This window comes from Mesorhizobium sp. L-2-11, from assembly GCF_016756595.1.
Taxonomy (GTDB): domain Bacteria; phylum Pseudomonadota; class Alphaproteobacteria; order Rhizobiales; family Rhizobiaceae; genus Mesorhizobium.
The window spans coordinates 4,364,487-4,383,581 of sequence record NZ_AP023257.1 but is presented as its reverse complement, the minus strand read 5'-3'; the positions used below and the strand labels follow the sequence as shown (position 1 = coordinate 4,383,581).

Genomic DNA, 19,095 nt, shown 5'->3' with positions numbered 1-19,095 from the left:
AACCTCCCGCAACCGTCTCTATCGACTCATAAAAAAGCCCGGCATCGCTGCCGGGCTTTTTGCTTCAAGGGATCGCTCCGGTCAGTCCTCGTTCGCCTTGACCGTCACGCCAAGCGTCTTCGTCAGGTCTGTCGGGTTGGACATGGCGCCCGCCATGATCAGCGCGAACGGCACCGCTGCCGGCGGCTTGGCCAGGATCTCGATGCTTTGCGGATCGTCGAGATATTTGCCGACCGCAGCCGACACCTGCGCCGTCAATTCCGGATTGTTGAGCTGCGCCATGCCGAAAGGCACGACCGCCTTGGCCTGGTTGGCGACGTCCTTACCGGACATGCCTTGCTGCTTGCCGACATAATCGAGCACCTTGTTGGTCAGCGAATCGTCGTCGAAGCGGATCGAAGCACTGTTGAACGAAAGCTGCTGCAAGACGCCGAGCATGGCCATGCCTTGCGCCGAATTGTCGGCGCCTTCGGGCTGCGCCGCCATCTTCTTCTGCATCTCCTGCAGCGACTTGATGACGTCAAGCGTGTAGCCGCCGAAACCGAAGGTCATGCCGAGCGTTCCGGCATTGTCAACGGAGATGTCGTATTTCGACAGCTCCATCTTGCCGTCCGCAGGCTGCCAGGTGCCCTCCATGGCAAGGTTTCCGGTGATGTTCTGGTAACCGAGCGCGTTGATCACCTCCTTGGACTTTGGGTCCTCGACCAGCGTCAGGTCGGCATTGAACTTTTCCGTGGTGCCGGAAAACGCCATCGCCTTACCGTCGGCCGGCGGGGTGATTTCGATGGCGAGCCCGTCCATCGAGAAGGCGGTCTTGTCGGCGACCTTGACCGTCATGTTGTCGAGCTCGGCTGATTCATACATCATCATTGAACCGAGCGGGCCTGTGGCGCCGTCGGCCGGAACGGTCATGTCGTGGATGATAAAGGGGCTGAGGTCGAGCGTGACGCCGTTTTCGCTGTGCTGGAATGCCGAAGTCGAGACGGTTTCGATTTCATAGCCGCCATTGGCTTCGCTCACGCCTTCGAGCTTGATGTCGCCGATCTTGAACGCTTCCTTTTCGGCCCCCGGTTTGAAGGTCACGCCTTGCAGCACCATGCTGGAGGCATCGCCCGTCACCCCGGTCCAGGAGATGTCGACGCCCTGGGCGGCGAGAGCCGCCTTCAGCCGGTCGGCGACCGCCGCATCCTGCGCGAAGGCCGCGTGCAGCGGCAGTGTCACCAGCAAGGTCGAAAATGCGAGTTTGTTGAGTGTCGAGCGTCTGATCGTCATTGCGGTTCCCTGAGTGAAGATTGTTTTCAATTCGTTGCGCCGTCACCCTTTCGTGACGAACTGGACGGGAAAAAGGCATTCTCCCGCACAATGGTCGAAAACCATGGCTAAAGGCAAATCCATCCATTGCCGTAGAGCCCTGATGTAACCGATTGATGTTGGTCGGCGCAGCAGTGCGTCCAGTTCGTGTTGCGCAAGAGGCTACCCCATTCAAGCGCCTCTTGCCGCGAATCACCCGCTCGGCTAGTCCCACCCCATGGGAAAAAGGCTTTTGCCGCCTGGCGATGGCGGTGGCGACAACATCGAGCCGGTCGATCTTAAGAAAGCGCTGGAAGAGCGCTATCTCGCCTATGCGTTGTCGACCATCATGCACCGGGCGCTGCCGGATGTGCGCGACGGGCTGAAGCCGGTGCATCGCCGCATCATGCATGCCATGCGGCTGCTCAGGCTCAACCCCGACCAGGGCTTTGCCAAATGCGCCCGCATCGTCGGCGAGGTGATGGGCAAGTTCCATCCGCATGGCGACCAGTCGATTTACGACGCGCTGGTGCGGTTGGCGCAGAATTTTTCGATGCGCTATCCGCTGGTCGACGGCCAGGGCAATTTCGGCAATATCGACGGCGATAACGCTGCTGCGATGCGCTACACCGAAGCGCGCATGACCGACGTGGCGACCGAGCTGCTGTCCGGGATCACCGAGGATGCGGTCGATTACCGGCCAACCTACAATGAGGAGGACGAGGAGCCGGTCGTGCTGCCCGGCGCCTTCCCCAACCTTTTGGCCAACGGCTCGTCCGGCATTGCCGTCGGCATGGCGACTTCGATCCCGCCGCACAATGCCGCCGAGCTCTGCGACGCCGCCCTGCATCTGATCGAGCATCCGGATGCGCCGGTGACGACGTTGATGGATTTCGTCCAAGGCCCGGATTTCCCGACCGGCGGCATCATCGTCGACAGCCGCGCTTCGATCCTCGAAGCCTACGAGACCGGCCGCGGTGGTTTCCGCGTCAGGGCGAAATGGAGCCAGGAGGACCAGGGCAGAGGCACCTGGAGCCTCGTCGTCACCGAAATCCCCTATGGCGTCCAGAAGGCGCGGCTGATCGAAAAGATCGCCGAGCTGCTGATGGTGCGCAAATTGCCGCTGCTCGAGGACATCCGCGACGAGAGTGCCGAGGATATCCGCGTCGTGCTGGTGCCGAAGAGCCGTTCGGTCGATCCCGGCATCCTGATGGAATCGCTGTTCAAGCTGACCGAGCTTGAAAGCCGCTTTCCGCTCAACATGAACGTCCTGTCGCGCGGCAAGATACCCAACGTGCTGTCGCTGAAAGGCGTGCTTAGGGAATGGCTGGAGCATCGCCGCGAGGTGCTGTTGCGCCGCTCCAGGCACCGCCTCGGCGAGATCGAAAGGCGGCTGGAGATCCTCGCCGGCTATCTGATCGCCTATCTCAACATCGACGAGGTGATCAGGATCATCCGTGAGGAGGACGAGCCCAAGCAGGTGATGATGGCTCGCTGGTCGCTCACCGACAATCAGGCCGAAGCCATCCTCAACATGCGGCTCAGGGCCCTGCGCAAGCTCGAGGAATTCGAGATCCGCAAGGAATTCGACGGCCTCACCACCGAGAAAAAGCAGATCGAGGCGCTGCTTGCGTCCAATGCCAGGCAGTGGTCGACGATCAAGTGGGAAGTCTCCAGCATCCGCGAGAAATTCGGACCGGAGACCGCGCTCGGCAAGCGCCGGACCCAGTTCGCCGACGCGCCCGAACATGATCTGACCGACATCGCCCATGCCATGATCGAGCGCGAGCCGGTCACCGTGGTCGTTTCGGAAAAGGGCTGGCTCAGGGCGATGAAAGGTCACCTGACCGACCATTCGTTGCTGACCTTCAAGGAGGGCGACAGCCTCAAGCTCGCCTTCCACGCCCAGACCACCGACAAGGTGCTGGTCTTCACCACCGGCGGCAAGTTCTACACGATCGGCGCCGACCGGCTGCCGGGCGGGCGCGGCCATGGCGAACCGATCCGCATCATCGTCGACATGGACAACGACCAGGACATCGTCACCGCCTTTGTCCATGATCCCAAGCGCAAGCTGCTGTTGGTGTCGCACGACGGCAATGGGTTCGTCGTGCCGGAAGAAGAGGTCGTCGCCAACACCCGCAAGGGCAAGCAGGTGATGAACGTCAAGGCGCCCGACGAGGCCCAGCGCTGTGTGCCGGTCGCCGGCGACCATCTCGCCATTGTCGGCGAGAACCGCAAGATGCTGGTCTTCCCGCTCGCCGAGATCCCTGAGATGGGTCGCGGCAAGGGCGTTCGCCTGCAGAAGTACAAGGATGGCGGCGTCCTCGACCTCAAGACCTTCACGCTCGCAAGCGGTCTCTCCTGGCAGGATTCTGCCGACCGTACCTTCACCAAATCACGTGAAGAGCTGGTCGAATGGATCGGCGCCCGAGCCTCGGCCGGACGCATGGTGCCGAAGGGATTCCCGCGGACGGGGAAATTCGGGTAGCGAGGCTCTCCCCCCCTTGAGGGGGAGATGGCCGGCAGGCCAGAGGGGGTCGCCGCGCGTGAAGCTCCAACCCCCTTTGTTCGCAATAAGAGGTTGCGTCAGGAACGTTCCGACCCCCTCTGTCGCCTTCGGCGACATCTCCCCCACAAGGGGGGAGATTAGCAACTCCAGATAGTGTTCTGAAGGTTCTGCAAAAAGCTCTGGAGAGAGAACAGCCCTTACTCTGAGGCGAGGGGCGGCCATGGCACGCTGGTGACGTTGCGATCACCGATTCCCGTGGAAGGGTAAGTGCCATGACCAAGCGAGAGGTTAGACTGAGCAGAGGCGAGTTGAAAGCGTTGCTGTTGTCGGATGAGGACGGCTTCCGCAGAGTTTTGCAGACTGTGGTGCAGGAGGCTTTGGAAGCCGAGATGACGGAGGCGATCGGGGCCGAGAAAGGCGAGCGGACGACGGAGCGGGTTGGTTACCGGTCCGGCTATTACGAACGCAAGCTTGTGACGCGGGTTGGCGTGCTGGAACTTCGGGTTCCGCAAGATCGGGCCGGCCGGTTCTCGACGGAGTTGTTTGAGCGTTACCAGCGCTCGGAGAAGGCACTGGTATCGGCGCTGGTCGAGATGTACGTGCAAGGCGTGTCGACGCGCAAGGTGAAGGCGATCACCGAGGATCTGTGCGGCCATTCCTTCTCGGCCTCGACGGTAAGCCAGGCGACGGCGCGGCTGGATGAGGCGCTGAAGGCGTTCTTTGAGCAGCGGCTTGCCGAACCTTACCCGTACCTCATTCTGGACGCGCGCTACGAGCGGGCGCGCGAGGCCGGCGTGATCGCCAGCCAGGCCGTCTTGGTGGCGATCGGCGTCGACTGGGAAGGCCGGCGCCAGGTGCTCGGTGTCGAGCTGGCCAACCGTGAAAGCCATTCGAGCTGGCGCGCGTTCGTGGCAGGGCTCAAGCAGCGCGGGCTCGCCGGCGTCGAGTTTGTCGTCTCCGACGACCATCCGGGGCTCAGGGCAGCGATCCGCGAAGTCCTGCCCGAGGCAGTCTGGCAGCGCTGTTACGTGCACTTCCTCAGAAACGCGCTCGATTATGTGCCGCGCAAGGTCGATGACGACTGCCTGATGGAGCTCAGATGGTTCTATGACCGGCGCGACCTCGCCGAGGTCAAGCGCGACCTGGCGCAGTGGATCGCCAAATGGCAGGCCAAATACCCGAAGCTGGTGGATTGGGTGGAGAACAACATCGAGGAGACGCTGAGCTTCTATCGGCTGCCGCTGCCGCATCACAAGCACATGAAGTCGACGAACATGCTGGAGCGGCTGAACCAGGAGATCAAGCGGCGCACCCTGGTCGTTCGCATCTTCCCCAACCCGCAGAGCTGTTTGCGGCTGGTTCGGGCATTGGCGGTGGAGATCCACGAGAACTGGCTCGAGGCGACCCGCTACCTCAACATGGATCATCTGCGCGAGCACAAGAAGGAGAACCTGAGGGCACTGGCCGCCTGACGCGGCCGCCATGTCCGCCGCTCCGCTAAACACGGGGGCTGCGCGGCGGACACGCCAACGTCACCGCTGAATGCCACGCCATTTTTGCAGAACTTGACGCACACAACTCAACTCCATCCAAACATTTGGAATGTCGTCACGATTGCTGCACTATCATGGTGCATAAGCATCGCTACATAGAGCGCGGACAGACGCGTTTGGGAGAAATGGGCATTTGAAGGAAGCCAGGGTTCGGAAACCGGAAGGGCAGCAACGCCTGTTCGGCCTGTCGACGCCGGTCAGATCCGCCGTCATTCCGCCGCTGTCGGCGGCGCGGTGGCTTCTGGTGCTGATCGTCGCCGCCGGGGTCTATTTCTTTCATGGGTTCCTCGTCCCGGTGCTGGCTGCACTCGTCATCGCCTTTGCCAGCTGGCCGCTCTATCGGCGGTTGCTTGCGGCCGTCGGCGGCAACCGCACGGTCGCCGCGACATTGGCGATCCTGTTCATCCTCACCTTCCTGGTGGTGCCGATCGCGCTCGCCGGCGCCTACGCCAGCAACGAAGTCCGCGAATGGGTTGGCTGGGCGATCGAGACCAACCGCCATGGCGCGGTGACGCCGCACTGGATCGCCACTCTGCCTGTGGTCGGCGACTGGCTGAACGAGCAGTGGACGCGCAACCTCGGCCATCCCGGCGGCATCGGCGAACTGATCCAGCTGATCAGCGGCGCCAACATCGGCAGCATCTACCGCGGCGTGCTGGCCGCCGGCGGCAGCGCCTTCGGCCTTCTGCTGGCGCTGCTGTTCATGATGATCGCGCTGTTCTTTGCCTATCGCGACGGCGAGCATTTCGCCGGGCAGGTCGACCGTCTCGGCGAACGCATCCTGCCGACCAGGTGGGAGCGGATTTCACGCGTCGTGCCGGCGACGATTTCCTCGACGGTGACCGGCATGACCATTATCGCCATCGGCGAGGGGGTGGTGCTGGGCGTGGCCTACTGGCTGGCCGGCGTGCCGTCGCCGGTGACGCTCGGCGCCCTGACCGGCATCATGGCGCTGATCCCCGGCGGCGCACCGCTGTCCTTCACGCTTGTTTCGATCTATCTCGCCGCCAGCGGCTCGCCGATGGCCGGTTTGGCGCTGTTCGTCTGGGGCAGCGTCGAACTGTTCATCGTCGACAAGACATTGCGCCCGAAGCTGGTCGGCGGCCCGATAAAGCTGCCGTTCCTGCCGACCTTTTTCGGCCTGGTCGGCGGCGTCAAGACGATGGGCTTTCTTGGCCTGTTCATCGGTCCGGTGCTGATGGCGTTGCTGGTCGCGATCTGGCGCGAATGGCTGCGCGAGGTGGAATTGGCCGACGAGCTTGCCCCCGTAGCACCGGCGGAACTCGAAGCGGCGCCGTCGCCGCAGATCGAGATCGTTGCCGAGAAGAAGTCTCAGGCCGGGTGACGGACGGCGAGGGTGGCGCGGCGCTTTCGCCCCTCATGCAGCTGCCATAGCGAATGGGCGACCAGCGTGACGATCAGGATTGCGCCGCCGATCAGGCTGTTGCGCGACGGCGTCTCGGCAAAGATCATCCACATCCAGACCGGCGCCAGCACGGTCTCGAGCAGATAGAACATCGCCACTTCCGGTCCCGAAATATATTTCGGGCCGTTGGCGAGGCAGAAGAACGAGATCGGCATGACGACGGCGCCGTTGAAGATGATCCACCATGGCGCGTTCACCTGAAACCCTTTGCCCGAGACCATGAACACCGCGACGGCCAGGGGCAGGATCACGCCGATCAGCGAAGTGAAGCCCATGTCCTTGCCGCTGGCGCGAGATGGTGATGGCCAGCGCGATGAAAAAAGCCGAGCACAGCGCCATGAGGTCGCCGAACAGGTGGCCGGTGCCGATCGAATCGCCGACGATGATCGCGACGCCAAGGACCATGACCAGCATCGCGATCACGGTGACCAGTCGCGGCCGCTCCTTCAGGAACAGCCAGGACAGCAGCGCCGCGAACACGGTGTTGAAGGCCAGGATGAAGACCAGATTGGCGGTCGTGGTGTGGTAGATGCTGGTGACGAAGGTGACCGAGGTCAGCCCATAGCATAGGGCGACGATGAGCCCCGACCAGCCGGGGATGAGCTGCGGCGCGTTCCGGCTCAGCGAGCGCCACACAGCCCAGATGATCAGCGCCGCGACCAGGGTGGTGCCGGTGCGCAGCAGGAGAATCGTCCATGCGCCGCCGTCGGCGAGCCGGATCAGTGGAATGTCGATGGTCAGCGTCAGCCCGCCGATGGCAGTGATGAGAAGGCCTTTTTTCATGATCGTTGTGGGACGACATGGCAGTTCTCGCAATGAATTTGGAGGCAGGCGCAAAACTGGCCCAGCGTCTGGCGTTTCAGCCAAGCAGCCGAAAACCAGAAGCATCCTCTTTGAAGCAGTTTTAAGGATGATTGGCGAAGCAGCGGATCAGCGCGAAACCGCCTCGTGGTCGTAGCGTTCCCAGCCTTTTGGGCCGAGATGTTCCTGCGGCATGAAGCGCATCTTATAGTTCATCTTGCGCGAGCCGTTGACCCAGTAGCCGAGGTAGACATGGGGCAAGCCCATCGCTCTGGCGCGGGCGATGTGGTCGAGGATCATGAAGGTGCCGAGCGAGCGGTCCTCGAAGTCCGGATTGAAGTAGGAATAGACCATCGACAGGCCATCGGCCATCTTGTCGGTGAGCGCGACCGCGATCAGCTCGCCCTGGCCCTTGCCGGTGATGAAACTGTCGGGGCCGCGGCGCCGGTATTCGATGACCTTGGTGTCGACATGCGTGTCCTCGACCATCATGGCGTAGTCGAGCACCGTCATGTCGGACATGCCGCCGCGGCGATGGCGGGCATCGAGATAGCTGCGGAACAGCGAATACTGCTCGGTGGACGGTTGCGCGTCGTGCATCGCGCCGATGAGGTCTGAATTGTGCTGTATCACCCGCTTCATATTGCGGCTGGCAGTGAATTCCTGGGCCAGGATGCGCACCGAAACGCAGGCGCGGCAGGTCTCGCAGGCCGGTCGGTAGGCGATGTTCTGCGATCGCCGGAAGCCGCCTTGCGTCAACAGGTCGTTCATCTCCGATGCCTTGTCGCCGACCAGATGCGTGAACACCTTGCGCTCGAACTGGCCCTCAAGATACGGGCATGGCGACGGCGCGGTCAGGAAGAACTGCGGCGACTGGGTTGGATGCTGCGTCATCGACCCTTGGAAACACTCCTGCGAATCATCATACCTTTGGCGCGCACGGCGAAAAATTCAACAGGATTGTGAAAGCGTGGCTATCGGACGCCTTCACTTTGCACATAAATGCTCGCGGGGACTGGTGAAAAGCTGTTTCAGCGGTCACTGCGGCTGACCACCGTGCCGAGCAGCAGGTCGTGCAGCGTGCGCTTGCGGTCGGCAAATAGCGACACCAGCAGGACCAGCGGCGTCAGGATGACGTTGCCGGCCCAGAACAGAACCGAATGCACCACTGCCGTCAGCCCGTCGATGCGAGTGCCGTCCAGACGGTCCAGCCGAATCCCCATCATCTTCATGCCTGTCGTGGCCTGGTCGGTGCTGCCGAGCGTGTTCCAGATGTAGAGGATGGCGACGACCGGCACGAGGATGGAAAACAGCATCCAGCCAAGGCCTAGCGTCAAAATCCCGAGGAAGAACACCAGGATCGCGAACGGAATGGTGAGCAGCGCGACGATGCAATAATCGATGATGAAGGCGAGGACACGCCGCGTGCGCACGCCATCATAGGCCCTGACATCATCGAGCCTGGTGATTTCGCCGTCGAGAACGCGCGCGTTCATGTCATTCCTCGTAATCAGGCCCGGGATAGTTGCAGGCCGCCTGGTGTTGAAATGGTGAAGTCCTGCGGCGGAATCAAGATCGAGCCTTTCTTCGGCCTGTGACTGCAGGCAACGCCGAATGTAGCCGTGATCGGTTGAATTCACAGCACGGATGACGTTAGTTTGCTGCAGCGCAGCAAATACGGCATTGCGCGAGGGGCGAGGGACAGGGCTAATATGGACTACGACATGCTGGTGATCGGCAGCGGGCCTTCCGGTCGCCGCGCCGCGGTGCAGTCGGCCAAGCTCGGCAAATCCGTGCTGGTGGCCGACAGGGGCCGGCGCCTTGGCGGCGTGTCCGTCCATACCGGCACCATTCCGTCGAAGACCCTGCGGGAGACGGTGCTCAACCTCTCGGGCTGGCGCGAGCGCGGCTTCTACGGGCGCGGCTACCGGGTCAAGCAGGACATTTCTGTCGGCGACCTGATCGAACGCCTGCACAAGACGCTCGATCACGAGGTCGAGGTGCTGCAGCATCAGTTCATGCGCAACACGGTCAAGAGTGCGCGCGCCACAGTCAAGTTTCTCGGTCCCAACAGAGCCAGCCTGACGACGGATACCGGCGACTACAGCGAAGTCGGTTTTGCGCATGCGCTGATCGCAGTCGGCACCCGCCCGCACCGGCCGAGCGACGTGCCATTCGACAAGATCCGTGTCTTCGACAGCGACGAGATGCTGGAACTGGAGCGTCTTCCGCGGACGCTGACGGTGATCGGCGCCGGCGTCATCGGCGTCGAGTATGCGACGATCTTTTCGGCGCTCGACGTGCCGGTGACGCTGGTCGAGCCGCGCGAAACCATCCTCGATTTCGTCGACCGCGAGATCGTCGACGATTTCATCCATCAGATGCGCGACCGCGGCATGACGATCCGGCTCGGCAGCGCGATCAAGGAGGTCGCCTCGAAACCCGACTATGCCGAGGTGACGCTTGCCGACGGCCGCAGCATACGCTCGGAGATGGTGCTTTATGCGGCGGGGCGCACCGGCAATGTCGGCGCGCTCGGCCTCGAAATGGTCGGCATCGAGGCCGATTCCCGGGGCCGCATCAAGGTCGATCCGCAGAGCTTCCGGACCAGCGCGCCGAACATCTATGCCGCCGGTGACGTCATCGGCTTTCCGAGCCTCGCCTCGACCTCGATGGAACAGGGCAGGGTGGCCGCCTGCCATGCCTTCGGCGTGCCGTTGCCGCCGCCGCCGGAAACCTTTCCCTACGGCATTTATGCCGTGCCGGAAATCTCGACCGTCGGCCAGTCCGAGGAGCAGGTGCGCGAGGGCGGCGCCGCCTACGAGGTCGGCGTGGCGCGCTTCCGCGAAACCTCGCGCGGCCATATCATGGGCGTGAACACTGGCTTCCTGAAGCTTCTGTTCTCGATCGAAACGCGCCGGCTGCTCGGCGCGCATATCGTCGGCGAGGGCGCAACCGAACTGATCCATATCGGCCAGGCGGTGATCAATCTCGGTGGCACCGTCGATTTTTTCGTCAACAACACCTTCAACTATCCGACGCTGGCCGAAGCCTACAAGATCGCCGGGCTGGATGCCTGGAACCGCATGGGGCGGGCATAGAGCGACGGCTCGTCAATTCGCCTGCGCGATGGCGGTTGCCGGGCCCGCCATCCACTGCCTGACGATTTCAGCATCCCGGTCGCCGATTTCATGGCCGGAGCCGATGGTGTGGGCGTCGACCGCGGCGCCATGCGATTCGAGCAATGCGACCAACACCGGCGCGAAGGGCGCGTAGGTCAGGTCATCTGCGCCGGCGATGGTCAGCACGCGCGCCTTGGACAGATCGACCGGTGGGACGTCGTCGAGCACCGGCATCGGGCGCAGCAACGCTGCCCGTTCGATGCGGCCGGAATGCAGCAGCATCACGCTCGAAACCAGATTGGCGCCGTTCGAATAGCCGAGGAAAATCGTCCGGGCGAGATCGAGACCATGGCGCTTCGCGGCCGCGGTGATGAAGCCGGCGAAAGCGTCGGCCTCGGTGCGGATGCTCTCCTGTTCGAAGCGCGTCGGCGTGATCCGCGCGAACCAACGGAAACCGTCCTCCTGGGCGATGCGGCCACGCACCGCCACCAGCACGGCGCGCGGTGCGATTTGCCGCGCTAGCGCCACCAGCGTCGTCTCGTCGACACCGGATCCATGCAGCAGAAAAAGGCATTCGCCGCTCGCATCCACGGGCCGATAAAGGCGGTAGAAAAACGGCAGGTCGCGCCGCAAAAAGCCGTCTTCCGGAGGTCTTTCGGCCATATTGCATCCTTTTGATTTCGTGTGATTTTTATTCATTTGCCGGCTTCAAAACGGAATATTTTCGGGCTCCTTCAAAGTTGATTGAACCGGGCGCATTTCAGTCCGTTTGTTTGCCGATATGCTCCCGCGGGAGGAATCGAAGCGGTGCGTCCGGCGGTCGCATCGATCGCGGCATGAACAACCAGCTTTGAGGCCTTTTATCGATGACCATGCCAATTTCACCGGATCGCGATACGCGTATCCCGGATCGCGGCACGCGTATCCCGGATCGCGATACGCGTATCGATGTTTTTCGCGCTCTCGCCCTGCTGATCATATTCGTCGATCATGTCCCGGGCACGGTTTTCGAAATCCTGACATACAAGAATTTCGGCTTTTCGGATGCCGCCGAGGCCTTCGTGCTGATCTCCGGCATGTCGGTCGCGCTCGCCTACGGCTCAAAATTCCAGTCCGGAGACCGGCTCCTGGCGACATTGAAATTGTGGCGCCGCGCCGGTGTGCTCTATGTCGCCCACATCGTCACGACTATGGCGGTGCTGGCCATCTTCTGCGCGGCGGCGATGTTGGCGAAGCGGCCGGACATGCTGATGCTGATCAACATCGAGCCGTTGATCAGGGACCCGCAACATGTGCTGATCGGCATCGTCACGCTTGGCCATCAGCTTGGCTACAACAACATCCTGCCGGTCTATGCGGTGCTGCTGCTGATGGCGCCGACCTTCCTGCTATTCATCAGCCATCGGCCTTTCACGGCGCTCGCGCTGTCCGGAACTCTGTGGCTGGTTGCCGGGATCTACCAGATCGCCCCGCCGAACTACCCTGAGCCCGGCTTCTGGTTCCTCAATCCGCTGTCGTGGCAGTTCCTCTTCAACATCGGCCTGGCGAGCATGCTGCATGTCAGGCGCGGCGGCAGCATTCCGGTCAATCGCTGGCTGGTCGGCGCGTCGGCGGTCTATGTCGCGACGGCATTTTTCTGGGTGCACAGCCCGCTGTGGGGGCACGTGTCGTGGCTGAACCTGCCCGTGGTGCTGACCGGCTTCGACAAGACCTTCCTGTCGCTGCCGAGGCTGCTGCACATCCTGGCGGTGAGCTATCTGATCGTGGCGTTTCCTTCTATCTCCAACCTGTTCCGCACCGGCCGCGACCATCCGCTCGCCATCTTGGGCAAGCGATCGCTGCCAGTTTTCATCACCGGCACGCTGATCGCCATGGCGGCGCAGGTGATGAAGCTGATCAACCCGGGCGGATTTGCCTATGACAGCCTGCTGATATCAGCAGGCATCGCCATGCAGTTCGCGCTCGCCTATTATCTCGAATGGCTGTCGGCTATCGGCGGCAACGGCAAGCCGGTCCGCAGCGAGGCGCCGCCGGTCCATCCATCCTTCGGCGTGGGTATGGCGTAAGCGGTCAGCCGATAACGTCAGGCCTAAAGTTCCAAGGCATGAGCATTTCGATTTCGGATGCCGGCCAGCCTTGAGCGATGCGGGTCAAGGTCTGCGAGAGCCAGTCGAGCGGATCGACGCTGTTCATTTTGCAGGTTTGCAGCAAGGTGGCTACCGTCGCCCAGGTTCGTCCACCGCCGTGGCTGCCGGCGAATAGACTATTCTTTCGCGTGATCGTCTGGGGCCTGATTGCACGCTCGACGATATTGGAGTCGATTTCGATGCGACCGTCCATCAGAAAGCGTTCCAGCGCCTCCCGCCGGGTGAGCGCGTAGCGGATCGCCTCGGCGGTCTTGGATTTTCCGGAGACCTTGCCCAGTTCCGCTTCCCATAGATCGAAGAGGCTCGCGACAATGGCCACGGACTTTTCCTGACGTAGCGCGGCGCGGCTTCCGGCATCCTTGCCGCGGACCTCGTCCTCGACCTTCCACAATTCGGTCATGGCGATGATCGAATCCGTCGCGGCCTGCGAGACCCCGCTGATGTGCAGGTCGTAGAATTTGCGCCGCAGGTGAGCCCAGCACCCGGCGAGCCGGATTGTTTCATTGCTGCCGGCTTTGGCCCGTGCCTTGACCAGGTTGGTATAGGCCGAGTAGCCATCCACTTGCAGGATACCGCTGAATCCGGCGAGGTGGCGCGCCACGCAATCCGCACCTCTGCTGTCTTCAAAACGATAGGCAACCATTGGCGGACTGGTTCCGCCATAGGGTCGGTCATCCCGTGCGTAGGCCCACAACCAGGCTTTCGTGGTTTTCCCGGAACCAGGGGCAAGGGTGGGCAAGGTCGTCTCGTCGGCGAAGACCCTTTCGCCCTCCTTGATGCGCTCCAGTATGTAATCAGCAAGCATCTGCAGCTCGAAGCCCAGATGCCCCATCCACTGCGCCATCAACGACCGGCTGATCTCGACGCCGTCGCGCAGATAGATCGCCTCCTGCCGATAAAGCGGGAGGCCGTCGGCGTATTTGGAGACGGCGATATAGGCGAGCAGCCGCTCCGTCGGCAGCCCGCTTTCGATGATGTGCGCCGGCGCCAGAGCCTGGACCACGCCGTCACGGCCCCGGAAGGCGTATTTGGGACGGCGCGTGACGATGACCTGGAACTTCGGCGGCACGACGTCCAGCCGCTCGGATCGATCCTCGCCGATCAGAACCTTTTCAAGCCCCTCGCAGTCGGCCGGGATTTCCGGCTCGACGACCTCCTCGATGCGTTCGAGGTGGGCAGCAAAGCCCTTGCGCGGACGCGGGGCGCGCTTCGGCTTGTTCCCGACCGCGCGGTCGAGTTCGCTCCGGATTTCCGAAAGGCCGGTCTCGACCTCTTCGAAGGCAAAGGAGGCCTGCTCGTCGTCGATGGCCAGGCGTAGCCGCTCGGAACGCGTGCCATGTTGCGTGCGCTGTAAAACTTTCAGGATTGACGTGAGATTGGCGATCCGCTCGCTGGCGCTTTTCTCGACAGCTTTCAGCCGGGCGACCTCCGCCTCAGATGCTGCGATCCGAGCGTCGGCGACTGCGATCCGGGCCTCGCTTGCAGCCTGCTCGCGAGCCATGGAAAGGATCATCGCCTTCAGCGCATCAACGTCGTCGGGAAGGGCAAGACCCGGTAGAACCATGGCAAGCAACAGAGCACAAAAACAGCCGCTTTCCCAACCGTTCCAGCCGCATGATTCATCTTGCCGCAGGCCGGTTTCAGCCCGTCGATAACGGCCGCCTGACCCTGGCCGGACGAATCTTTTTCCAGTCCAGTCCGGCCAGAAGCGCCATCAACTGGGCGTGGTCGAGACGCATGCGCGCGGCCGATATCCCCGGCCAGCAGAAGCTGTGATCTTCCAGAGTCTTCGAATAAAGACAAACCCCGCTGCCGTCCCACCACACGATGCGAACCCGGTCCGCACGCTTCGAACGGAATACGTGAAGTGCCCCCGAGAATGGGTCCAGGCCGCCATCCCTGACCAGCGCCATCAAAGATGCCGCGCCCTTGCGGAAGTCGACCGGCTGGCACGACACGTAAACCACCACACCGGAAGCGATCATGCCTTACGAACCGCGCGGATGATCCTCGCCAGGCGATCGGGATCGACATCGCCGCCGGCGCGCACCACTGCGTCGCCAATGACGATTTCCACCGTGTCGCTGCCCACCGCTTCAAAGCGCGTGAACTTCGCCGGCTTGCTCGCTCCCTCCGTCAGTGGCGCAACCATGCCCGACGAAAGCGCCTTGCGGCGCCACGCATAGAGCTGCGAGGGGTCCAGCCCCTCGGAACGCGCAACCGCCGAGACATTGCCCCCTGGCGAGAACGCTTCGGCGACAAGCCGTGCCTTCTCTTCGTCCGACCGATGGCGCGGCTTGCGTCGGGACGGCACAGGCTCCGCCGTCAAAATCTCGAATGTTCGATGATGGCTCATACTGTCGCTCATAGGATTCTCCGCATGATTCATGCTGAAAATGAGCGATCAACCGCCTGCACGCTACGTGGGGACGCCTACGCGCTTACGGTATGGCAGCAGGCATGAATCGATAGCGCCGGGCTCAGGCTGTTTTGGGCGGCGGCCCCGAAGATGCCCTGACGACAAGCTCGACGCCAAGCGTCTCGCGCCGCACCGTGCCGTCGAAATCGAGGATCGTTCGCGCCGCCCGGCGGCCGATCTCGGCGATTGGCTGCGCGACCGTGGTCAGCGGAGGATCGCAAAGTGCGGCGTCAGGCACGCCGTCGAAGCCGACGACGGAGACGTCGCCGGGAACCGCAATGCCACGCGCGGCCAACCATTCGATCGCGACCATGGCGATCCAGTCTGACATCGCCAGGATGGCGGTCGGCGGCTCTGCCGAGGCGAAGATCGTTTCGAGGCCGGCCGTTGTGCTGGCTTCGTTGTTTTCAGTCTCGTATACCGGTATCCCGGCGGTATCGACGCCATACCGGGAAAATGCCTCGAAATAGCCGACGAGGCGATCGCGCGTGCCGGTGTAGAGCGCCGTCCGGACCTTTTCCGGCGAGACAAGGCCGGTGCTGCCGTCGGCGAAAGGCAGCGCAAGCACGGCGAAGCGCCGATGGCCAAGCTCGGCGAGATGCTGCGCCGCCAGGCGCGCGCCGGCGACATTGTCGACGCCGATTGCCGAAACGGTGTCGTCGTCGAAGCCGAGCTCAAGCGCGACGAAGGGGAGTTTGCGTTCGCGCGTCAGTTCGACAAGCCGTGAGCCGCCCTCGATGCAGAACAGGATGAAGCCGTCGACCAGCGCGCTCTGGATGTTCCAGGCAAGTTTTTCCTGGTTGCCGGCCGATACCAGCGCTATTCCCGCGCCGGTGGCATCACAGGCCTCGGAAATGCCGGCCATCATCGCGCGGGCAAAGGGATCGTCGAAGAAATAGGACAGCGGCTCGGTTGTGGCGACGCCGATCGCGTTGACCTTGCCGGCGCGCAGCAGCCGTCCCTTCGGGTCGGGACCTGCATAGCCCATCGCCTCGGCCGCCGCCTTGACCCGTTCGCGGACTTCCTCGCGCACGATCTCGGGACGGCTGAACACGTTGGAGGCGGTGCCGTGCGAAACCCCGGCGGCCCTGGCGATGTCGGCAAGCCGGATGGGTCTTGTATTGCTTTCGCCGGATGATGCCATTTTTCTGCCTCCAGCTTGCTATCTAGCATCTTTGTTGGATCGATTCAAATTTTGCTTGACATCAACGCGGTCCAGGTTTAGGTTTGAATCGATCCAATTGAGCGTGATTCATTCATTGGATCGATTCAAGGAGGAGCGAGCCATGCACCCCGTCAATTATCTGTTCGAAGACGTCTATCGCAACGACTGGAGCATAGTTTCGAAGGCGATGAAGCGGACGCGTCGCAGCGCCGGCCCGTGGATCCGCGATCTGCGTTTTCTCGTGGAGCGCAGGCGGAGCTGATCGGCAGCGCCTTTCTCATGCCTGTCGATTGGATCGATTCAAATCTCAAGTCGAAGAGGAAACCAAGCCATGCACCCGATCAATCGTCTGTTCGAGGAGATCTATCGCAACTATTGGGGCATCTCGCCGGCCAGCGACAGGCCGGAGCGGCGGCGCCTGGCCAAGCCGGCGGCACGCTATCGCGACCTGCCGGTCCGGCCCGAGCGCCGGCATGAGTGGCCATCGTCCGACTGACCGTCGTTTGGCGGAAGCCGAATCCGGCCGCCTCAGGAGCGCGGGCGCTTCAGCGCCGAGGCCGCAACCGCCAGCCAGCCGGCGATGAGCAAGGTGCCGCCGATCGGCGCGGACATCGAAAAAAGCCGCGAGCCGAGGAAGTCGCGGGCAAGCAGATCGCCGCAGAACAAGACAAGTCCGAAGAGAAGAACAAGGCTTGCGGTTCGCATGATCCGGTTTGCGCCGACGAGGCCGACGGCAAGAAAGACCGGTGCATGCATGAGCAGGAACGACGCGACCGTGCCGACGAAAGCGCCGCCCAGATGTGCCGCCGCGGCAGAAAGCGCCACACCGGCCGCGCCGCACAGGCCGCCGACGAAAACGAGGGCGCGGCCGCTGCCGCTTGCTGGGTGGTCGGCTGTGCTCATGTCTTGGACTCCGTGAAGTGGCCCGCCAACGGTGTCAGGATTTGCCCGCCTGCACCAGCATGTCGCGTGCGCGGCGCGACTGGACCAGCCAATTGTACGCCGCTCCGCCCGCCATCAGCACCGACGTGCCGAGAAACACCGCCCGCATGCCGAAGTGACCGCCGACGAAGCCGCCGAGCAGCGGCCCGGCGACCTGCCCGACATATTGCGCCGAGATCGACAGACCGAGCACATTGCCGCCGACGCCGTCCGGAACATTGTGGCGGATGACGCTGGTGATGCAGGGCAAGAGGCCGCCAAGCGCCAGTCCCATCAGGAAACGCAGGCCGACGAGCTGCCAGCCCTGGGTGACGAAAGCCTGCGGGATCAGCAGCAGCGCCGAGGCGGCAAGCGCCGCAATGATGACGTTCCAGTGGCCGACGCGGTCGGCGAGCTTGCCGAGACGCGAGGCCGACAGGATGGCGCCAAGTGCCGCCGCCGACATGACCACGCCGGACATCAGCGTGACCCGGCTTTGGTCCTCGATGATCTGTTGTACATAGACCGCGATGATCGGCTCGATCGACATGGTGGCGAAGCTCAGCAGCGCGCCGGTCACCAGCATTGCGACGATCGGGCGCTTGTCCGGGATTTGCGACCAGCCGCCTTTCGGCTTCTCGGTCGATGCTGATTTGGCGGTTGCCGGTCGAGGGTTCTCCTTGATGAGAAAAGTCGTTGCCAGGAACGCCAGTAAAATGACGCCGCCGGCGAGCAGGAAGGTGGCGCGGATGCCGATCAAGGGCGGCAGCGCGCCGCCGAGCAAGGGACCGACGAGAGCGCCGCCGGTGATGCCGGCCGACAGCACGCCGAGCGCCCAGCCCGACCGCTCCTTCGGCGTCTGCATGGCGACGAGAATGGTCGAGCCGGAGGAATAGCCACCGGCGAAACCGATCAGCAGGCGCAGCAGCACCAATTGCCAGACGGTCTGCACCATGCCGGTCAGCGACATGCAGACTGCCATGCCGAAACTGGCGCGCACCAGCATCAGCTTGCGGCCGTAGCGGTCGCCAAGCCGTCCCCACAGCGGCGCGACCAGCGCGGCGGCGAAGAAGGTCGCGCCATAGGCGATGCCGGACCACTGCACGACAGCCGCGTGGCCCTCGGCGCCCAGCTGCTCGACGTAAAGCGGCAGGAAGGGCAACAGCAGGGTCATGGCGACAAGCGTGCTGAACGAGCCGGCAAAGCACACGGCGAGATTGCGGCGCCAATGGATATTGTGGGCGCCTTGGGTGGCAACGTTGGCGTCTTGCGGCATGTCATGTCCTGTCGGGCCAGTTCTGCGGACCAGGGGATTTGCCAGCGTCGCGGCGTGATTGCGGTGGCAACCACTTTCGCGCTCGCTTCGCGAGCCCCGATGGCGTAAGAGCGGCGATGGAAAACAACCGATTTGAAACACCCGTGACCGTCAAGGGCGCGGCGGGAACCACTCAGCTCTTGCGGACCGCCCGCGAGGCTTCCGATTACCTCCTCAACAACTGGCCCGGCAAGCGCAGTCAAAAACATCGCGAAGCGCTGCAGGCCTGCCATGATGCGCTGGCCGGCGACAAACCGGCAATGATCGCAAGGCGTGCCTTCATCGCCGCCGCCCGCGAAGTGAACGTTTTCGTCAGCGACAAGGCGCCGGTCTGAAGACGCAGCGCCTCGCGGGCCGGATGCGCTTTTACCAAAGGGCAATCGCTTCAGGTTTGCGCTGCCCCTCATTGCCCTGCCGGGCATTT

The 19,095-nt window shown here is 62.9% G+C and carries 19 protein-coding genes and 1 pseudogene; 8 read left to right on the top strand and 12 right to left on the bottom strand.

Annotated elements, in window-relative coordinates; all coding sequences use genetic code 11:
* Positions 1-81 precede the first annotated feature (81 nt).
* A complete protein-coding gene (locus JG739_RS21050; RefSeq protein WP_202363210.1) occupies positions 82-1,272 on the bottom strand; it encodes a hypothetical protein in 1,191 nt (396 codons plus the stop codon).
* Positions 1,273-1,528: 256 nt separating this feature from the next.
* Between JG739_RS21050 and parC the strand changes: the two genes are divergently transcribed.
* The 3 genes from parC to JG739_RS21035 all read left to right on the top strand — a co-directional run bounded on the left by parC (position 1,529) and on the right by JG739_RS21035 (position 6,700).
* On the top strand, positions 1,529-3,781 hold the full coding sequence (parC, locus tag JG739_RS21045) for a DNA topoisomerase IV subunit A (protein ID WP_202363209.1): 2,253 nt from the start codon (positions 1,529-1,531) through the stop codon (positions 3,779-3,781).
* 293 nt (positions 3,782-4,074) lie between these two features.
* Positions 4,075-5,274, top strand: a complete 1,200-nt coding sequence (locus JG739_RS21040) for an IS256 family transposase (protein ID WP_202362577.1) — start codon at positions 4,075-4,077, stop codon at positions 5,272-5,274.
* Between the two features lie 214 nt (positions 5,275-5,488).
* Positions 5,489-6,700, top strand: a complete 1,212-nt coding sequence (locus JG739_RS21035) for an AI-2E family transporter (RefSeq protein WP_202363208.1) — start codon at positions 5,489-5,491, stop codon at positions 6,698-6,700.
* Here the strand turns inward: JG739_RS21035 and JG739_RS35460 are convergent.
* From JG739_RS35460 to JG739_RS21020, 4 genes and pseudogenes are all read right to left on the bottom strand, one after another.
* Positions 6,688-7,179 carry a DMT family transporter gene (locus JG739_RS35460; protein ID WP_244749966.1) on the bottom strand — a complete coding sequence of 164 codons (492 nt, stop codon included), beginning with the start codon at positions 7,177-7,179 and terminating at the stop codon, positions 6,688-6,690. The two genes, JG739_RS21035 and JG739_RS35460, sit on opposite strands and share 13 nt — an antisense overlap.
* Positions 7,180-7,219: 40 nt before the next feature.
* Positions 7,220-7,564: pseudogene (locus JG739_RS35455) on the bottom strand (EamA family transporter); the annotation flags it as partial.
* Positions 7,565-7,711: 147 nt separating this feature from the next.
* A complete protein-coding gene (locus JG739_RS21025; protein WP_027154654.1) occupies positions 7,712-8,476 on the bottom strand; it encodes an arginyltransferase in 765 nt (254 codons plus the stop codon).
* A 137-nt stretch (positions 8,477-8,613) separates the two neighbouring features.
* Complete coding sequence (locus JG739_RS21020; protein WP_202363207.1) at positions 8,614-9,078, bottom strand: RDD family protein; 465 nt, start codon at positions 9,076-9,078, stop codon at positions 8,614-8,616.
* Positions 9,079-9,294: 216 nt separating this feature from the next.
* Here JG739_RS21020 and sthA point away from each other — a divergent pair, with 216 nt between their 5' ends.
* Complete coding sequence (gene sthA, locus JG739_RS21015; RefSeq protein ID WP_202363206.1) at positions 9,295-10,683, top strand: Si-specific NAD(P)(+) transhydrogenase; 1,389 nt, start codon at positions 9,295-9,297, stop codon at positions 10,681-10,683.
* Positions 10,684-10,695: 12 nt separating this feature from the next.
* Here sthA and JG739_RS21010 read toward each other — a convergent pair whose 3' ends face one another.
* Positions 10,696-11,367, bottom strand: coding sequence for an alpha/beta hydrolase (locus JG739_RS21010; RefSeq protein WP_202363205.1), 672 nt, complete (start codon positions 11,365-11,367; stop codon positions 10,696-10,698).
* Between the two features lie 203 nt (positions 11,368-11,570).
* On the opposite strand from JG739_RS21010, the gene JG739_RS21005 reads away from it, so the two are divergent.
* Positions 11,571-12,770, top strand: coding sequence for an OpgC family protein (locus JG739_RS21005; protein WP_202363204.1), 1,200 nt, complete (start codon positions 11,571-11,573; stop codon positions 12,768-12,770).
* Between the two features lie 4 nt (positions 12,771-12,774).
* Here the strand turns inward: JG739_RS21005 and tnpC are convergent, their stop codons facing one another.
* The 4 genes from tnpC to JG739_RS20985 all read right to left on the bottom strand — a co-directional run bounded on the left by tnpC (position 12,775) and on the right by JG739_RS20985 (position 16,414).
* Positions 12,775-14,415 (bottom strand): IS66 family transposase, encoded by a 1,641-nt coding sequence (tnpC, locus tag JG739_RS21000; RefSeq protein ID WP_183445373.1) that lies wholly within the window; start codon positions 14,413-14,415, stop codon positions 12,775-12,777.
* Between the two features lie 76 nt (positions 14,416-14,491).
* Positions 14,492-14,836, bottom strand: a complete 345-nt coding sequence (gene tnpB, locus JG739_RS20995) for an IS66 family insertion sequence element accessory protein TnpB (protein ID WP_183445374.1) — start codon at positions 14,834-14,836, stop codon at positions 14,492-14,494.
* The gene (locus tag JG739_RS20990) at positions 14,833-15,219 is read right to left on the bottom strand and encodes a transposase (protein WP_183445375.1); all 387 of its coding nucleotides are present in this window, start codon (positions 15,217-15,219) and stop codon (positions 14,833-14,835) included. The genes tnpB and JG739_RS20990 overlap by 4 nt, the downstream gene beginning before the upstream one ends.
* Before the next feature lie 112 nt (positions 15,220-15,331).
* The gene (locus tag JG739_RS20985; RefSeq protein WP_202363203.1) at positions 15,332-16,414 is read right to left on the bottom strand and encodes a LacI family DNA-binding transcriptional regulator; all 1,083 of its coding nucleotides are present in this window, start codon (positions 16,412-16,414) and stop codon (positions 15,332-15,334) included.
* A 142-nt stretch (positions 16,415-16,556) separates the two neighbouring features.
* Between JG739_RS20985 and JG739_RS20980 the strand changes: the two genes are divergently transcribed.
* Entirely contained in the window at positions 16,557-16,697 is a 141-nt protein-coding gene (locus JG739_RS20980; RefSeq protein ID WP_202363202.1) for a hypothetical protein, read from the top strand.
* A 69-nt stretch (positions 16,698-16,766) separates the two neighbouring features.
* The gene (locus JG739_RS20975; protein WP_202363201.1) at positions 16,767-16,931 is read left to right on the top strand and encodes a hypothetical protein; all 165 of its coding nucleotides are present in this window, start codon (positions 16,767-16,769) and stop codon (positions 16,929-16,931) included.
* A 32-nt stretch (positions 16,932-16,963) separates the two neighbouring features.
* Here the strand turns inward: JG739_RS20975 and JG739_RS20970 are convergent, their stop codons facing one another.
* On the bottom strand, positions 16,964-17,338 hold the full coding sequence (locus tag JG739_RS20970) for a DUF423 domain-containing protein (protein ID WP_202363200.1): 375 nt from the start codon (positions 17,336-17,338) through the stop codon (positions 16,964-16,966).
* A gap of 34 nt (positions 17,339-17,372) precedes the next feature.
* Positions 17,373-18,632 (bottom strand): MFS transporter, encoded by a 1,260-nt coding sequence (locus tag JG739_RS20965; RefSeq protein WP_202363199.1) that lies wholly within the window; start codon positions 18,630-18,632, stop codon positions 17,373-17,375.
* Between the two features lie 116 nt (positions 18,633-18,748).
* Between JG739_RS20965 and JG739_RS20960 the strand changes: the two genes are divergently transcribed.
* Complete coding sequence (locus JG739_RS20960; RefSeq protein ID WP_202363198.1) at positions 18,749-19,006, top strand: DUF982 domain-containing protein; 258 nt, start codon at positions 18,749-18,751, stop codon at positions 19,004-19,006.
* Positions 19,007-19,095: the final 89 nt, after the last annotated feature.

Excerpts from the sequence above, each read along its gene's own strand:
- JG739_RS21050 (WP_202363210.1), bottom strand. The coding sequence starts at position 1,272 with ATGACGATCAGACGCTCGACACTCAACAAACTCGCATTTTCGACCTTG.
- parC (WP_202363209.1), top strand. The coding sequence starts at position 1,529 with ATGGGAAAAAGGCTTTTGCCGCCTGGCGATGGCGGTGGCGACAACATC.
- JG739_RS21040 (WP_202362577.1), top strand. The coding sequence starts at position 4,075 with ATGACCAAGCGAGAGGTTAGACTGAGCAGAGGCGAGTTGAAAGCGTTG.
- JG739_RS21025 (WP_027154654.1), bottom strand. The coding sequence starts at position 8,476 with ATGACGCAGCATCCAACCCAGTCGCCGCAGTTCTTCCTGACCGCGCCG.
- JG739_RS21020 (WP_202363207.1), bottom strand. The coding sequence starts at position 9,078 with ATGAACGCGCGCGTTCTCGACGGCGAAATCACCAGGCTCGATGATGTC.
- sthA (WP_202363206.1), top strand. The coding sequence starts at position 9,295 with ATGGACTACGACATGCTGGTGATCGGCAGCGGGCCTTCCGGTCGCCGC.
- JG739_RS21010 (WP_202363205.1), bottom strand. The coding sequence starts at position 11,367 with ATGGCCGAAAGACCTCCGGAAGACGGCTTTTTGCGGCGCGACCTGCCG.
- JG739_RS21005 (WP_202363204.1), top strand. The coding sequence starts at position 11,571 with ATGACCATGCCAATTTCACCGGATCGCGATACGCGTATCCCGGATCGC.
- tnpC (WP_183445373.1), bottom strand. The coding sequence starts at position 14,415 with ATGGTTCTACCGGGTCTTGCCCTTCCCGACGACGTTGATGCGCTGAAG.
- tnpB (WP_183445374.1), bottom strand. The coding sequence starts at position 14,836 with ATGATCGCTTCCGGTGTGGTGGTTTACGTGTCGTGCCAGCCGGTCGAC.
- JG739_RS20990 (WP_183445375.1), bottom strand. The coding sequence starts at position 15,219 with ATGAGCGACAGTATGAGCCATCATCGAACATTCGAGATTTTGACGGCG.
- JG739_RS20985 (WP_202363203.1), bottom strand. The coding sequence starts at position 16,414 with ATGGCATCATCCGGCGAAAGCAATACAAGACCCATCCGGCTTGCCGAC.
- JG739_RS20980 (WP_202363202.1), top strand. The coding sequence starts at position 16,557 with ATGCACCCCGTCAATTATCTGTTCGAAGACGTCTATCGCAACGACTGG.
- JG739_RS20975 (WP_202363201.1), top strand. The coding sequence starts at position 16,767 with ATGCACCCGATCAATCGTCTGTTCGAGGAGATCTATCGCAACTATTGG.
- JG739_RS20970 (WP_202363200.1), bottom strand. The coding sequence starts at position 17,338 with ATGAGCACAGCCGACCACCCAGCAAGCGGCAGCGGCCGCGCCCTCGTT.
- JG739_RS20965 (WP_202363199.1), bottom strand. The coding sequence starts at position 18,632 with ATGCCGCAAGACGCCAACGTTGCCACCCAAGGCGCCCACAATATCCAT.
- JG739_RS20960 (WP_202363198.1), top strand. The coding sequence starts at position 18,749 with ATGGAAAACAACCGATTTGAAACACCCGTGACCGTCAAGGGCGCGGCG.